This is a genomic window from Peribacillus simplex (genome assembly GCF_030123325.1).
Lineage (GTDB): Bacteria > Bacillota > Bacilli > Bacillales > DSM-1321 > Peribacillus > Peribacillus simplex_D.
In genome coordinates this window covers 3,906,653-3,922,383 of the sequence record NZ_CP126106.1, presented here as the reverse complement: position 1 = coordinate 3,922,383, position 15,731 = coordinate 3,906,653, and the positions used below count along the sequence as shown (strand labels likewise).

Annotated in this window: 13 protein-coding genes; 12 read left to right on the top strand and 1 reads right to left on the bottom strand. The window is 43.2% G+C overall.

Annotation, left to right across the window (positions count from 1 at the left end; genetic code table 11):
• The first annotated feature begins 12 nt into the window (after nt 1-12).
• From spoIIP to deoC, 12 genes are all read left to right on the top strand, one after another.
• Nucleotides 13-1,212: a stage II sporulation protein P gene (spoIIP, locus tag QNH43_RS18565; RefSeq protein ID WP_283915207.1), complete on the top strand. Its 1,200-nt coding sequence runs from the start codon at nt 13-15 to the stop codon at nt 1,210-1,212.
• A gap of 22 nt (nt 1,213-1,234) precedes the next feature.
• A complete protein-coding gene (locus QNH43_RS18560; protein WP_283915206.1) occupies nt 1,235-1,558 on the top strand; it encodes a YqxA family protein in 324 nt (107 codons plus the stop codon).
• A gap of 176 nt (nt 1,559-1,734) precedes the next feature.
• On the top strand, nt 1,735-3,570 hold the full coding sequence (lepA, locus tag QNH43_RS18555) for a translation elongation factor 4 (RefSeq protein WP_283915205.1): 1,836 nt from the start codon (nt 1,735-1,737) through the stop codon (nt 3,568-3,570).
• A gap of 89 nt (nt 3,571-3,659) precedes the next feature.
• Nucleotides 3,660-4,811, top strand: coding sequence for a radical SAM family heme chaperone HemW (hemW, locus tag QNH43_RS18550; protein ID WP_283915204.1), 1,152 nt, complete (start codon nt 3,660-3,662; stop codon nt 4,809-4,811).
• A 124-nt stretch (nt 4,812-4,935) separates the two neighbouring features.
• The gene (gene hrcA / locus QNH43_RS18545; RefSeq protein ID WP_076365204.1) at nt 4,936-5,964 is read left to right on the top strand and encodes a heat-inducible transcriptional repressor HrcA; all 1,029 of its coding nucleotides are present in this window, start codon (nt 4,936-4,938) and stop codon (nt 5,962-5,964) included.
• A gap of 99 nt (nt 5,965-6,063) precedes the next feature.
• On the top strand, nt 6,064-6,660 hold the full coding sequence (gene grpE, locus QNH43_RS18540) for a nucleotide exchange factor GrpE (RefSeq protein WP_076365206.1): 597 nt from the start codon (nt 6,064-6,066) through the stop codon (nt 6,658-6,660).
• A 36-nt stretch (nt 6,661-6,696) separates the two neighbouring features.
• Nucleotides 6,697-8,529 carry a molecular chaperone DnaK gene (gene dnaK, locus QNH43_RS18535; protein WP_283897468.1) on the top strand — a complete coding sequence of 611 codons (1,833 nt, stop codon included), beginning with the start codon at nt 6,697-6,699 and terminating at the stop codon, nt 8,527-8,529.
• A 298-nt stretch (nt 8,530-8,827) separates the two neighbouring features.
• Nucleotides 8,828-9,943, top strand: coding sequence for a molecular chaperone DnaJ (dnaJ, locus tag QNH43_RS18530; protein WP_283915203.1), 1,116 nt, complete (start codon nt 8,828-8,830; stop codon nt 9,941-9,943).
• A 36-nt stretch (nt 9,944-9,979) separates the two neighbouring features.
• The gene (gene prmA, locus QNH43_RS18525; RefSeq protein ID WP_283915202.1) at nt 9,980-10,921 is read left to right on the top strand and encodes a 50S ribosomal protein L11 methyltransferase; all 942 of its coding nucleotides are present in this window, start codon (nt 9,980-9,982) and stop codon (nt 10,919-10,921) included.
• A gap of 139 nt (nt 10,922-11,060) precedes the next feature.
• Nucleotides 11,061-11,813 carry a 16S rRNA (uracil(1498)-N(3))-methyltransferase gene (locus QNH43_RS18520; protein WP_283915201.1) on the top strand — a complete coding sequence of 251 codons (753 nt, stop codon included), beginning with the start codon at nt 11,061-11,063 and terminating at the stop codon, nt 11,811-11,813.
• 6 nt (nt 11,814-11,819) lie between these two features.
• Nucleotides 11,820-13,157, top strand: coding sequence for a tRNA (N(6)-L-threonylcarbamoyladenosine(37)-C(2))-methylthiotransferase MtaB (gene mtaB, locus QNH43_RS18515; RefSeq protein ID WP_283915200.1), 1,338 nt, complete (start codon nt 11,820-11,822; stop codon nt 13,155-13,157).
• A 157-nt stretch (nt 13,158-13,314) separates the two neighbouring features.
• Nucleotides 13,315-13,986, top strand: coding sequence for a deoxyribose-phosphate aldolase (deoC, locus tag QNH43_RS18510; RefSeq protein WP_283915199.1), 672 nt, complete (start codon nt 13,315-13,317; stop codon nt 13,984-13,986).
• A 738-nt stretch (nt 13,987-14,724) separates the two neighbouring features.
• On the opposite strand, the gene QNH43_RS18505 is transcribed toward deoC, so the two are convergent.
• Complete coding sequence (locus QNH43_RS18505; protein ID WP_283915198.1) at nt 14,725-15,657, bottom strand: Na/Pi symporter; 933 nt, start codon at nt 15,655-15,657, stop codon at nt 14,725-14,727.
• Nucleotides 15,658-15,731 lie beyond the last annotated feature (74 nt).

The following is a 15,731-nucleotide window of genomic DNA, read 5'->3' as shown; positions in this document are numbered from 1 at the left end:
GAGGGTGGAAGGATGAAAAGAAGAAATTCCCCAGGAATCATAACAGCCGTTCACGGATCAACAATAATAAAAACTTTTCTAGGTATTCTCGCCTTGCTTCTTTTTGTTTTTTCAGTCAGCGGGGTCATGACTTCCCTAAGACCGGAGTATCGGATATCTTCTAATTCCGTACATACTGTAGCCAACCAATTCTCGGGAAAAATGCTGTTCTCGATGCTGGCCAATGAAAACCATTATCTTTTTAATGCCCTGCCGGAAGGTAAGCAGGAATCAGTGATCACGAATCAATTGATAAAAGTCGCGACAAACATTTCACTCGAGGACCCGCGAAGTTTACTTGGCAGGGAACTACCTGGCTTTTCGATTTTTGATAATGAGATCCTCGTTGCTGGGGAAGGAACGAATTATACGAATATGCCGTACGAATCCTCGCCGCCCGTAGACGTCCTGAATGAAGAAAGGGATGCATCCCTGCAAAATCTGGATGGGATTGAAGAACCGGAAAAAGGAGTGGCCAATCAGCCGAAACAAACGACCAATGGACGGAAGGTGGTCGAGATATACCATAGCCATAACCGGGAATCGTACCTTCCTTATTTAAAAGGCGTGACCAATCCGGATCTGGCCTACCATTCTAAAATCAATATTACGAAACTCGGGGAACGGATGGTTGAAGATCTGGCTGATAAGGGGATTGGTTCCTCGCTCGATAAAACGGATATCATGGGAAATCTCAATAATAAAGGATTGAATTATGCCAAATCCTATCAAGAATCCCGAAAGTCTGTTCAGACGGCATTGGCCACTAACAAAGATCTAGAATATATGATTGATATTCATCGTGATTCGAAACGAAAAAAACATACGACCATTAACATTAACGGTAAAGATTATGCCAAGATTGCCTTCGTGATCGGGGGCAATAACCCGAACTTCGAAAAAAATGCCGCGCTTGCCAATAAGCTTCATAAAGCTTTGGAGAAAAAATACCCTGGGATTTCACGCGGGGTTATGAAACAAGGCGGAGCGGGGCAGAATGGAGTGTACAATCAGGATTTATCAGGCAATTCCATGCTCATTGAAATTGGCGGTGTTGATAATACTTTCGAGGAAATGTACTTGACCGTTGATGCCTTTAGCGATGTTTTCAGTGAGTTTTACTGGGATGCCAAAGCAGTGGATAACCCGACCGGGGATTCGGAAGCGAAGTAATTTGAAAGGGGTTCTCTTAATCATGGTTCGATTTTGGTTGAAATGTACAGGGATCGTGCTCGTATTATTTTTAGGTGTTCTGATTGGGATGCAGCAAGCGAACGACGGGATGAAAAAAATGAAGGGGTATGAAGATCCCTCTTTGAATAGTGCATTCATTATTAACCAATCGGACCAGGGGGAGATGGAAGCGGATATCCTTGGCGAAAAAGTAACAAGTCATGATTTAGAGACGAAAAAAGAAAAACTTGAAGAAATGAAGGCCTTCAACTTTTTTTCATCGATCGGTAAAACGCTTGGAGAGTCCATATCAGGTGCCTTTCAAGCTCTGATTGATATGATTTAGGTATGAAATAAGTTGAGTGGGCCCTGCCAAAAGGCTGCATCCGAATCCGGAATGCAGCCTTTTTTTATCCTTTGCCCTGCAATGATGCTTCTTTTGTAACTATTCTGTTGAATCTTGCATTTTCTATTGATATAATAAAAAATAGTGTATTGTGTCGACTAGTGGGAGTGAACGTCATGAATAGAGAAGAAAAATTAAAAAGACAATCAAAAATTCGTAACTTTTCCATCATCGCTCATATTGATCATGGTAAATCTACATTGGCGGATCGTATCATTGAAAAAACGAACGCCATGACTCAGCGTGAAATGAAGAGTCAGCTGTTGGATTCCATGGATTTAGAGCGTGAGCGCGGAATTACGATTAAATTGAATGCGATTCAATTGAAATATAACGCGAAAGATGGAGAAGAATATATCTTCCATCTTATTGATACACCGGGACATGTCGATTTTACGTATGAAGTGTCACGAAGCCTTGCAGCGTGTGAAGGCGCTGTCCTTGTTGTCGATGCGGCACAGGGTATCGAGGCCCAAACTCTTGCAAACGTGTATCTAGCTTTGGACAATAACCTTGAAATCATTCCGGTCATCAATAAAATTGATTTGCCGAGTGCAGATCCGGAACGGGTGCGTGGAGAAATCGAGGAAGTGATCGGTTTGGATGCTTCCGATGCAGTCCTGGCTTCGGCTAAAGCCGGAATCGGAATCGAGGAGATTTTGGAACAGGTCGTTGAATTGGTTCCAGCTCCACAAGGTGATCCAGAGGCTCCTTTCAAGGCGCTTATTTTCGATTCACTGTTTGATGCGTACCGCGGTGTAGTTGCCTATATCCGTGTTGTCGAGGGTTCCGTTAAAGTGGGCGACAAAATCAAAATGATGTCCACTGGCAAGGAATTCGATGTTACCGAACTGGGTGTCTTCAACCCTAAGACCCAGCTGTTGGATGAACTGAACGTCGGTGATGTAGGTTTCCTTACTGCATCCATTAAAAACGTTGGTGATACGACTGTTGGTGATACGATTACAAGTGCCGTGAATAGTGCGACAGAACCATTGCCGGGTTACAGGAAGATGAATCCGATGGTATATTGCGGTTTATACCCGATTGACGCATCGAAATTCAATGATTTACGGGATGCATTGGAGAAATTGGAATTGAACGATTCAGCGCTTCAGTTCGAAGCGGAATCATCGCAAGCATTGGGCTTCGGTTTCCGTTGCGGATTCCTTGGACTCCTTCATATGGAAATTATCCAGGAACGGATTGAACGAGAATTCAAAATCGATTTGATCACCACTGCACCTAGTGTTATTTATGATGTGGTCCAAACAGACGGAACGGTCCTGCAAGTGGATAACCCGTCCAATATGCCTGATGCTCAAAAGATCGAACGGGTCGAGGAGCCATATGTCAAAGCAACGATGATGGCACCGACGGAGTTTGTTGGGGCGATCATGGAGATCTGTCAAAATAAACGCGGTAACTTCATTGATATGGCATATATCGATGAGACTCGTGTGAGCATTCATTACGAAATTCCATTATCGGAAATCGTGTATGATTTCTTCGATCAATTGAAATCCAATACAAGAGGCTATGCTTCATTCGATTATGAGTTGATCGGCTACAAGCCGTCCAAGCTTGTGAAGATGGATATCTTATTGAATTCTGAAACTGTCGATGCTTTAAGTTTCATCGTTCATAAGGACTTTGCTTATGAACGCGGTAAAGTCATTGTTGAAAAATTGAAGAAGCTGATTCCAAGACAACAATTTGAAGTGCCGATCCAAGCGGCAATCGGGCAGAAAATCATAGCCCGTTCTTCGATTAGTGCAATGCGCAAAAACGTATTGGCTAAATGTTACGGCGGCGATATTTCCCGTAAACGTAAGTTGCTCGAAAAACAGAAAGAAGGTAAAAAGCGGATGAAACAAGTAGGTTCTGTTGAAGTGCCGCAAGAAGCTTTCATGGCTGTTTTGAAAATGGATGATACGACACCCAAAAAATAAATAAAATAAACGATAGTTAGAAAAAAGAGGGTAGAGGAGATCTAGCCTCTTTTTCTATCGACTCATTCGATTAAAAGGTTGTGAACACAATGATCAAAAGCGCCTACCTCCATATACCATTTTGTGAACATATTTGTCATTATTGTGATTTCAATAAAGTATTTTTGCAGGGGCAGCCGGTCGACGAATATTTACAGATGATGAAAAGGGAAATGGTGATGCAGCTTTCCGAATACCCGACTGCAGGTTTGGATACGGTTTTCGTCGGTGGAGGGACACCGACCTCTCTAGATGAAAAGCAGCTTGCATTCTTATGTGAAGCAATCAATGAAACCCTGCCCTTTGATCCTAAAAAGGCTGAATATACATTCGAAGCCAATCCAGGGGATCTTTCGAGGGAAAAACTCGAGATACTTTTTGATTCAGGTGTCAATAGACTTAGCTTTGGCGTGCAAAGCTTCAATGATGAATTATTAAAACGAATTGGCCGGACTCACCGGGCCTCTGAAGTATATGAAACGATTCAATTGGCCCAAGAGGTTGGCTTTACGAATATAAGCATCGACTTGATTTATGGATTGCCGGGCCAAACGATGGAAGATTTCAAGGATACGCTGGATAAAGCGATTGCCCTTCAATTGCCGCACTATTCCAGCTACTCATTGATCGTTGAGCCGAAGACGGTTTTTTATAATCAGATGCGAAGGGGTAAATTGAACCTGCCGCCGCAGGAGCTCGAGGCTTCGATGTATGAGAGGCTGATGGAAGAGATGGAGAAGCATGGTCTGCACCAATATGAAATCAGTAATTTTGCCCGAGCTGGGTTTGAAAGCAGGCACAACCTGACATATTGGAATAATGCGGAGTATTATGGGATTGGTGCAGGTGCACATGGCTATACTGGAGGTAAAAGGGTGGCCAATCATGGGCCTGTCAAGAAATATATTACGCCATTGCTGGCGAACGAGCTGCCTGTGTTGGAAGAACACCCGGTACCGCTTCATGAACGGATGGAAGAGGAGATGTTTTTGGGGCTCCGGAAAACGGAAGGAGTTTCATTGGAAATCTTTAAGGGTAAATTTTTTGTTGAAATGACGGAGATTTTCAGGAAACCGCTCGAAGAAGGGTCGGTAAAGGGTCTGCTGAAGGTGGAAGACGGGTTTGTACGTCTGACTGAGCGGGGCAAACTGCTGGGAAATGAAGTGTTCCAATCATTTTTAGGCGTTATTGATTCCGACTGAAGGAAATCCATGTTATTTTAACGATGAATTAGCGGTTTTCATTGTTGACATCATAAGCTTCATTTGATAATTTATTAGTATATTAGCACTCGATGAGACAGAGTGCTAACAGAGGTGATCATACATGCTAACTGATCGTCAATTATTGATTCTACAAGTGATAATCGAGGATTTCATCCATTCTGCCCAGCCAGTCGGGTCACGAAGCTTGTCGAAGAAAGATGAAATTACGTTCAGCTCTGCCACAATTCGCAACGAAATGTCTGATCTTGAAGAAATGGGATTTTTAGAAAAAACCCATACTTCTTCCGGTAGGATCCCTTCTGAAAAAGGGTATAGATATTATGTGGATCATTTACTTTCTCCTCAAGCTCCGAAAAAGAATGAAATGAAGATATTAAAATCCGTTTTTGTAGAACGAATTTATGAATTGGAAAAGATCGTTCAGAAGTCAGCGAAAATACTTTCGGAACTGACGAATTATACGGCGATTGTACTCGGGCCAAAAGTGAATGAGCATAAGCTGAAAAAAATCCAGATCATTCCTTTAAGTCCTGAAACGGCAATAGCCATCATTATTACGGATACAGGTCATGTGGAAAATCGAATGATTTCCTTACCGCCTTCTTTTGATATAAACGAAATTGAAAAGATGGTGAATATATTGAATTCCCGCTTGGTCGATGTTCCGCTAGTTGATCTGAAGGATAAGATCTATAAGGAAGTTGCAGTTCTATTGAGCCGCCACATTCATAACTATGGATCGATGGTCTCGATCCTTGCGGAGACCCTGACGGACACAAAGCCAGAAAAAATATTTTTCGGCGGGAAAACGAATATGCTGAGGCAGCCGGAATTCCATGATATTGCTAAAGTAAGCACGCTTTTATCGATGATTGAGCAGGAACAGGGATTTTATGAACTTATTACTCAAAATCCATCGGGCATCCACGTCAAGATCGGCCGTGAAAATCAAAACACGGTGCTCGATGACTGCAGTTTGATTACGGCAACCTACTCAATCGGGCAGGAGCAAGTTGGCACATTGGCCATATTGGGTCCGACGAGGATGGAATATTCGAGAGTGATCAGTTTGCTTTCGTTTTTCTCGAAAGATTTAACGGCCCTGATGACAAAACTGTATCAAAAATAGTAGCAAAGGTAATATTGTTAAGGTGGCGGAGGAGTATATTCCGCGGCCTGGCATATTACTTTAGCATAAATTGTATAACCCTTTTAGGGAGGTGAGATTGTGACAGAAAATAAAAATGAAGAACAAACATTGGAAAATGAAACAATCGAGGAAAGCGCTGCAGAAGCAGTTTTCGCTGAAGAAGAAATTCCAGCGGAAGAAAACCATGAGGGAACTCCGGTTGAAAAAGATGAACTTCAATTGGCTCATGAAAAGATTGCCGAACTTGAGGCGAAAATCGAAGAAATGGATAACCGTTATCTTCGTCTGCAGGCCGATTTTGATAATTCAAGACGCCGTGCCAAGCTAGATATGGAGGCGGCTCAAAAATATAGAGTTCAAAGTATTGCTGGTGATTTGGTGGAGGCTCTTGATAATTTTGAAAGAGCTACAAAAATCGAAGCGGATAATGAACAGACAAAATCCCTGCTATCTGGCATGGAAATGGTCTATAAAGCGATTACTGATGCATTGACTAAAGAAGGCATCGAACCGATCAGTTCGGTTGGCGAAGAGTTCGATCCGCGTTTGCATCAAGCGGTCATGCAAGTTCAAGATGAAAACTTCGGTTCGAACATCGTCGTCGAGGAATTCCAAAAAGGATACATTCTTAAAGACCGTGTGATCCGACCTGCAATGGTAAAAGTGAACGAATAGGATTTTACATATAAATAATTGGGAGGTAGTGAAACTATGAGCAAGATTATTGGTATTGACTTAGGTACAACAAACTCTTGTGTATCTGTACTTGAAGGCGGGGAACCAAAAGTAATCCCGAATCCAGAAGGAAACCGTACAACTCCATCCGTAGTGGCATTCAAAAATGGTGAAAGGCAAGTAGGGGAAGTGGCAAAACGCCAAGCGATTACAAACCCTAACACGATCATTTCCATTAAACGCCATATGGGTACCGACCATAAAGAAGTCATTGAAGGAAAAGAATACTCACCTCAAGAAGTTTCTGCAATCATCCTTCAATACTTGAAATCATATGCTGAAGAGTATCTTGGCGAAAAAGTTACTAAAGCGGTTATCACTGTACCTGCTTACTTCAATGATGCAGAACGTCAAGCAACTAAGGATGCTGGTCAAATTGCCGGCCTTGAAGTGGAACGTATCATCAACGAACCGACAGCTGCAGCACTTGCATACGGTTTGGATAAAACGGAAGAAGATCAAACGATCCTTGTATTCGACCTTGGCGGCGGTACATTTGACGTTTCGATCATGGAACTTGGGGACGGCGTTTTCGAAGTTAAGTCCACAGCTGGTGACAACCGTCTAGGTGGGGATGATTTCGACCAAGTCATCATCGATTACTTAGTTGAAGCATTCAAGAAAGAAAACGGAATCGACCTTTCAAAAGATAAAATGGCGGTTCAACGTTTGAAAGATGCAGCTGAAAAAGCGAAAAAAGATCTTTCCGGCGTAACTTCAACCCAAATTTCTTTACCGTTCATCACTGCTGGAGAAGCTGGCCCGCTTCACTTGGATGTAACGATGACTAGAGCTAAATTCGATGAGCTTTCTACTGGTCTTGTGGAACGTACTATGGGACCAACTCGTCAAGCATTGAAAGATGCTGGTCTTTCAGCATCTGAAATCGACAAAGTAATCCTTGTTGGTGGATCTACACGTATTCCTGCGGTTGTTGAAGCGATCAAAAAGGAAATCGGTCAAGAACCAAGCAAAGGCGTGAACCCTGATGAAGTAGTGGCTATGGGTGCTGCCATTCAAGGTGGCGTATTGACAGGGGATGTTAAAGACGTTGTCCTTCTTGATGTAACACCACTTTCACTTGGAATTGAAACGATGGGCGGAGTATTCACGAAACTGATTGACCGTAATACTACGATTCCGACAAGTAAATCACAAGTATTCTCGACTGCGGCTGATAATCAAACGGCAGTTGATATCCATGTCCTTCAAGGTGAGCGTCCAATGTCAGCGGATAACAAAACTCTTGGTCGTTTCCAATTGAGTGACATTCCACCGGCACCGCGTGGAGTTCCGCAAGTTGAAGTGACATTCGATATCGATAAAAACGGTATCGTGAACGTTCGTGCGAAAGATCTTGGTACGAACAAAGAACAAGCGATCACCATCAAATCATCTTCAGGACTTTCTGATGAAGAGATTGAACGCATGGTCCGTGAAGCGGAAGAAAATGCCGATAGCGATAAACAACGCAAAGAAGAAGTCGAACTTCGTAACGAAGCTGATCAATTAGTTTTCCAAACGGAAAAAACGCTTAAAGATCTAGAAGGTAAAGTGGACGAAGCGGAAGTAACAAAAGCGAATGAAGCGAAGGACGAACTGAAAGCTGCAATCGAGAAAAATGAGCTTGAAGAAATCCGCGTGAAAAAAGATGCGCTTAACGAAATCGTTCAAGCTTTGACAATGAAGCTTTATGAAGAAGCGGCAAAAGCTCAGCAAGCTGGCGAAGCCGGTGCTGGCGAGTCTGCTAAAGACGATAATGTGGTTGATGCTGAATACACGGAAGTTAACGAAGAAGAGAAAAAATAAAAAGTGACCCAATCGGGACACTGATATATTGGGCAGTTTTTCTGCCTGCCATTGTAAAAAGTCAAAGTCAGGTTATCTTGACTTTGGCTTTTTTACAGTGTATGGAATCATTGTCTGGAAGTGTTGCAATCACTGGTGGGGAATCGTTGGATTTTAGTGGGAAACGTATGCAAATTGGCACTGGCACTATCATTTGCAAAAATGTGTTAAAGCCGATTGTACTTTTCTAGTTGATTATTATCTTCGTTCAGTGATAATATTACCTTTATGTGAATCGAATCGGGAGTGGATTTTAGATATGAGTAAACGCGATTATTATGAGGTGTTAGGCCTTTCGAAGAGTGCTTCGAAGGATGAAATCAAAAAAGCGTATCGAAAGCTCTCCAAACAATATCACCCTGATATTAATAAAGCGGACGATGCTGCGGATAAATTCAAGGAAATCAAGGAAGCTTACGAAGTATTGAGTGACGAACAGAAAAAGGCCCATTATGACCAGTTCGGACACACAGATCCAAATCAAGGCTTTGGCGGTCAGGACTTTGGCGGTTTCGGCGGTTTTGAAGATATTTTCAGTAGCTTTTTTGGTGGCGGCGGACGCAGGAGAGATCCTAATGCACCGCGTCAAGGGGCGGATTTACAGTATACGATGACACTTTCTTTTGAAGAGGCTGCATTCGGAAAAGATACTGAAATCGAAATTCCGCGTGAAGAGAATTGTGATACTTGTAAAGGATCCGGTGCCAAACCAGGTACAAAAGTGGAAAATTGTTCACATTGCCAAGGAACCGGTCAATTGAATGTTGAACAAAACACAGCGTTCGGAAGGATTGTGAACCGGAGAGCATGTCACCATTGTCAAGGAACAGGAAAAATCATTCCGAATAAATGTTCAACATGCGGCGGTGACGGAAAAGTCCAAAAACGTAAAAAGATCCAAGTCAAGGTGCCAGCAGGAATTGATGATGGCCAGCAATTGCGTGTAACCGGCCAAGGAGAGCCAGGAATCAATGGCGGTCCGGCAGGAGACCTATATGTAGTCTTCCATGTGCGCAGCCATGAATTCTTTGAGCGGGATGGCGATGATATTTATTGTGAAATGCCGGTTACTTTTGCCCAGGCAGCATTAGGCGATGAAATTGAAGTTCCGACGCTTCATGGAAAAGTGAAGCTGAAGATTCCTGCCGGTACACAAACAAGCACACGTTTCCGTTTAAAAGGCAAAGGGGTTCCGAATGTCAGAGGATATGGCCAAGGAGATCAGCATGTGGTCGTATTAGTGGTCACGCCTAAGAAATTAACGGAAAAACAAAAGGACCTGCTTCGTGAGTTCAGCGATATCAGCGGGCAAGGTGTAGATGAACAAGATGATGGCTTTTTCTCAAAAGTAAAGCGTGCTTTTAAAGATAGGTGAATAAAAGTAAAAGAACAAATTGGGAGTTGGTAGATTATGAAGTGGTCTGAATTTGCAATCCAAACAACGAATGAAGCGGTTGAACCTGTTTCGAATATTCTTCATGAGGCAGGTGCGAGTGGTGTTGTCATTGAGGATCCTCTAGAATTAGTCAAGGAACGAGAAAATGTTTTTGGCGAAATCTACCACTTAAACCCAGATGATTATCCGAATGAAGGTGTAGTCATTAAGGCTTATCTGCCTGTTAACAGCTTCCTTGGCGATACCATTGATGCTATTAAGGAATCAATCAATAATCTCCTTCTTTTTGATATAGACCTTGGGAAAAATGTTGTTTCAATCAGTGAAGTGAATGAGGAAGAATGGGCGACGGCTTGGAAAAAATATTATAACCCCGTCAAGATATCCGAACGTTTTACCATCGTGCCAACATGGGAAGACTACACTCCAGTAAGCAGTGACGAATTGATCATTGAACTTGATCCAGGCATGGCTTTCGGAACGGGTACACACCCGACGACGGTCATGTGCATCCAAGCGCTGGAGCGTACGGTACAGCCTGGCGATTTAGTCGTTGATGTAGGAACTGGTTCTGGTGTTCTGAGTATTGCAGCTGCATTATTGGACGCTAAACGAATCCAGTCCCTGGATTTGGATGAAGTGGCAGTACAGTCAGCCAAACAAAATGTGGAACTAAATAACGTTCAGGATAAAGTGTCCGTCTCACAAGGCAATTTACTGGATGGTGTAAATGAACAAGCGGATATCGTCGTGGCTAATATTCTTGCCGAAGTGATCATGCGTTTTACGGATGATGTAGCGAAAGTGGTTAAACCTGGCGGATATTTCATCGCTTCCGGAATCATTCAAACTAAGAAACAAGATGTGAAGGAAGCGATTATGGCATCTGGATTCACCGTTGAGGAAACGATCTTGATGGAAGATTGGGTGGCAATAATCGCGAAAAGAAATGATTAATTGAAAAAGTTACTCTGATTATCGGGTTTTTTGATAGTCAGAGTACCTTTTTTTAGCTTGAATCTTTGCACGGCTTGCATTCTGGAATCCTGACTGTTAGCCTGTGAGTTTTTTTAGACTAGACGAAGTAGGTGGCAGTGTGCAACGGTATTTTCTTAACGAAGCAGACATCAATGGAAACACGGTGAAGATATCAGGCGATGATTTTCACCATATCGCCAGGGTGATGAGAATGGGACCAGGGGAACGGATCATCACGGTGAAAGATAATGGCATGACAGCTATCGCGGAAATTTCGGAAATAACTGATGATGCTGTTATAGGGACCGTTACCGAATGGAAGAATGAAGAAAAGGAACTTCCTGTAAGGGTTGTGATAGCGAGCGGTCTGCCTAAAGGGGATAAGTTGGAATATATCGTTCAAAAGGGTACTGAACTGGGTGCCGTTGAATTTATCCCTTTTATTGCTGCTCGTTCGGTGGTAAAATGGGACCACAAAAAGGTAGGCAAGAAATTGGAGAGACTCCAGAAGATTTCAAAAGAGGCGGCTGAGCAATCCCACCGCACGGTTATCCCTGCCATCAAGGAACCGATGACGGCAGAACAGCTAGCTGGGTATGCAACTGGTTTCGATCATAAATTAATCGCTTTTGAAGAAGAGGCGAAACGGGGGGAAACTTCTGTACTCGCTTCTGTCTTGAAAGATATTACCGCTGGGCAATCCATCCTATTCGTATTTGGGCCTGAAGGTGGTTTAGCAGATAAGGAAATTGAAAAACTGACTGATGCCGGTTTTATGGCTTGCGGTCTTGGACCAAGAATATTAAGAACTGAAACAGCACCTTTATATGCACTTTCCGCTGTTTCTTATCATGTAGAACTTTTGAGGTGATGAAAAATGGCAACGGTCGCTTTCCATACATTAGGCTGTAAAGTGAATCATTATGAAACAGAGGCTATATGGCAATTATTCAAAACTGGGGGATATGATCGTGTTGAGTTTGAAAATGCATCAGATGTATATGTCATCAACACATGCACGGTGACAAACACTGGCGACAAGAAAAGCCGTCAGGTCATCCGTCGTGCCATTCGTAAGAACCCGAATGCCGTCATAGCGGTAACGGGATGTTACGCACAGACATCGCCGGCAGAAATCATGGCCATACCAGGTGTGGATATTGTTGTAGGAACACAAGACAGGGTTAAACTCCTTGATTACATTGAGCAATTCAAGGTGGAACGTGAACCAATCAATGCAGTAGGAAATATCATGAAAAACCGTGTCTACGAAGAGTTGGATGTACCTGCTTTTACAGACCGTACACGCGCTTCACTTAAGATTCAGGAAGGTTGCAATAATTTCTGCACTTTTTGCATCATCCCTTGGGCTCGTGGCTTGATGCGTTCCCGCGATCCAAAAGAAGTCATTCACCAAGCTGAACAGCTTGTCGAGGCAGGCTATAAAGAGCTAGTCCTCACCGGAATTCATACTGGCGGCTACGGAGACGATTTAAAAGACTATAATTTGGCGATGCTGCTGCGGGACTTGGAAAAAGTCGATGGGCTGAAGCGTATCCGCATTTCATCCATTGAAGCCAGCCAAATTACAGATGAAATCATTGAAGTGCTGACGAATTCAAAAAAAGTGGTACGTCATTTGCATATACCAATCCAATCGGGTTCCGATACAGTTCTAAAACGGATGAGACGTAAATATACGATGGATTTCTTCGGTGATCGAATCGAAAAGTTGAAAATTGCACTTCCGGGTCTTGCTGTTACCTCTGATGTCATCGTAGGTTTCCCAGGTGAAACCGAAGAAGAATTCATGGAGACATATAACTTTATAGAAAAATATAAATTCTCCGAACTTCATGTTTTCCCTTATTCAAAACGGACAGGGACTCCGGCTGCCCGTATGGAAGATCAAGTGGATGAAGATATCAAAAATGAACGTGTCCACCGCCTTATCACGTTGTCGGATCAGCTGGCAAAAGAGTATGCCTCCCGATTCGAGGGGGAAGTTCTGGAAGTCATTCCTGAAACGAAGTTGGAAAATGGCCTTTATGAGGGCTACTCCGATAATTACATGAAAATCGTCTTTTCTGCTTCGGATGAAATGGTCGGTGAAATCGTCAAAGTGAAGATCACAAAGTCTGGCTATCCATTTAGTGAAGGTCAGTTCGTGACGGTCGTGAAGGATTTTCCGTTACAACAAGCATCCAATATCTAAGACAGCGGTTAATCGCTGTCTTTTTTTTATCCTCTTTTTGATGTGTTTTCTTGGCGCTTTCGGGTAAAGACTATATATATCGTCAAAGTGGATAAACTATGGTATCATGAGAGGTACGTACAACTAGGTATAGATTGTTTTTGAGGAGGATTTATAAATGTCACAAAATGTAGCAGGTTTAATTGACCACACGTTATTAAAAGCAGATGCAACCAAAGAGCAAATAAAGGTATTATGCGAAGAAGCGAGAGAGTATAGCTTTGCTTCCGTATGCGTAAACCCAACTTGGGTGAAATATGCAAGCGAACTTTTGGAAGGTTCAGAAGTGAAAGTTTGTACGGTCATCGGCTTCCCTCTAGGTGCAACCACACCGGAAACCAAAGCTTTCGAAACGAAAGACGCCATCTCCAATGGCGCTCATGAAGTCGATATGGTAATCAATATCGGCGCATTGAAGGACAAGGATGATGAGTTGGTGGAGCGGGATATTCGTGCTGTTGTAACCGCATCCACTGGTAAGGCTCTTTCAAAGGTGATCATTGAAACTTCTCTATTGACTGATGAAGAAAAAGTCCGTGCATGTGAATTGGCCGTAAAGGCAGGAACGGATTATGTGAAAACATCAACTGGTTTTTCTACCGGCGGAGCGACTGTTGAAGATATCACGCTTATGAGAAAAACGGTTGGCCCGGATATCGGTGTCAAAGCTTCAGGCGGAGTCCGCAACACGAGTGATGCCCAGAAAGTGATTGAAGCTGGTGCTACAAGAATTGGAGCGAGTGCAGGTGTCTCCATCGTAAAGGGCTTAACGGCTGATTCCGATTATTGATTTTAAAAAGGGACCGTATAATAAGTCCCTGAAAATAAAAAAGGCGGAGAAAAATATTTTATTTTTCTCCGCCTTTTTTTATTGGCTCTTTTCGTAAAGATTGTTGTTTTTAAAACGAATCGATTTAAGGTTGATTGGAACGGATTGCGAGACTCCTGCGGGAGCAGCGGGAGAGGTGAGACCCCACAGGTGTTTTCGCCGAGGAGACTCACCGCCCGCCCCGCGGAAAGCGAGCATCTGGAGGGGAAATCAACCACACCGCTTTACTTGGTAAATAGCAACAAAGTATGCGAAAACAGCCTTTTTATTACTTCCATAAAAAAAATCGGAAGGTAATTGAACTGGTGATATCCCATGCCTTTTTATTCCATGAAAAAAGAGGACCCGTATCATTTTTGGAACCCATGAATTTGTGGATTTAATAAATATTAGGGGGTAATCAAACAGGGAGTAAACTTGCTTATATAAATGCATGAACAGGGGGAGGGAAATTATCATTAACACTACTTTAGATGAGTGGTGAAATTTGGGTATATGACACTTCAATAACCGATTTTGATTTAACATCGTTCTCCAATAAAGGTTTGATGATTTTGAAATCAGCTGCTGTTAGATCGAGTTGTTTGAGCTTATTGAAGAACCTCCCAGTAATCATTCATCCTTGCAGCTACATATGATATCCAATCTTCCCGCGAAGCTGTCCTAAAAGAAAGTCTCCAATGACTTTTGGACAGCTCCTTATTTTTTTAAGTGTGGCCGGTGCACCAAAAGAATGAGGTTGGAGAATTGCCTTGCGAATGGCAAGACGGCCAAAGAAGTCAAGATATTGAAAATGACACTGGCATGGGCCAGCTGTGTCCCCCTGTTTTCGGTGAAAAAGGCAGCAGTGCTTTCCAGGTTGTCCACAAAAGGCAGGAATGCGGCAACCCCGATGACGTTAAGCCAAATATGTGCATAAGCTGTGAAGGCAGCTTGTCTGCCGGAACCGATGCTGGCCATGTATCCGGTGATGCAAGTGCCAATATTCGATCCGAGCATGATGACGATTGCGGAGGAGACGGATAACTCCCCATTCATCAAAAAGCTCATGGCTATCCCGATGGTTGCCGAACTGGAGTGAATGAGTGCTGTCAATAATATCCCGGCTAATAAGGCATAGCTCATGTGGCCCTCTATGTAATGGATGAGCGTTTGTATGGATGGATAGCCAGCAATCGGCGTCGAAAGCGTTTTAAAACCGCTCATCGCCGCGAAGATGGCCGAGATTCCGATCAGGGACATCCCTATGCTTCTCGGTAATGCTTTTGGCATGAAGCAAAGGAAAGCGCCGCTTACGACACCGGGAATGATCCAACGATCCAAAGAGAAGGTCATGAACTCTGCTGTAAAGGTCGATCCGATATTCGTTCCAAGAATAATCCCGATTGTTTGCGGGAATGTTAAGCTTCCTGCGGAAACGAGGCCGACCGTCATGACCATGACCGCCGAGCTGCTCTGCAGGATCCCGGTAAAGATGGTTCCGGCCATGAAGCCCTTCCATGGCTTATCCGTAACCTTTGAGAGAAAAGTTTTTAATGCTGCACCGGACATATTGAACAGTCCGATTCGTAAAACCGACATACCCGCCAAAAATATCGCGATGAATAAAAGGAATAAAAATAGCTCGTGCATGACTGTCACCTCATAGTAAGCTTATGGCCCAATGATGTGAGACATGCTATAAATTGGAATTTCAAGCAGGTTGA

Coding starts and splice junctions, on each gene's coding strand:
- mtaB (WP_283915200.1), top strand. CDS start 11,820: ATGGCAACGGTCGCTTTCCATACATTAGGCTGTAAAGTGAATCATTAT.
- QNH43_RS18560 (WP_283915206.1), top strand. CDS start 1,235: ATGGTTCGATTTTGGTTGAAATGTACAGGGATCGTGCTCGTATTATTT.
- QNH43_RS18505 (WP_283915198.1), bottom strand. CDS start 15,657: ATGCACGAGCTATTTTTATTCCTTTTATTCATCGCGATATTTTTGGCG.
- lepA (WP_283915205.1), top strand. CDS start 1,735: ATGAATAGAGAAGAAAAATTAAAAAGACAATCAAAAATTCGTAACTTT.
- deoC (WP_283915199.1), top strand. CDS start 13,315: ATGTCACAAAATGTAGCAGGTTTAATTGACCACACGTTATTAAAAGCA.
- prmA (WP_283915202.1), top strand. CDS start 9,980: ATGAAGTGGTCTGAATTTGCAATCCAAACAACGAATGAAGCGGTTGAA.
- spoIIP (WP_283915207.1), top strand. CDS start 13: ATGAAAAGAAGAAATTCCCCAGGAATCATAACAGCCGTTCACGGATCA.
- dnaK (WP_283897468.1), top strand. CDS start 6,697: ATGAGCAAGATTATTGGTATTGACTTAGGTACAACAAACTCTTGTGTA.
- dnaJ (WP_283915203.1), top strand. CDS start 8,828: ATGAGTAAACGCGATTATTATGAGGTGTTAGGCCTTTCGAAGAGTGCT.
- hemW (WP_283915204.1), top strand. CDS start 3,660: ATGATCAAAAGCGCCTACCTCCATATACCATTTTGTGAACATATTTGT.
- hrcA (WP_076365204.1), top strand. CDS start 4,936: ATGCTAACTGATCGTCAATTATTGATTCTACAAGTGATAATCGAGGAT.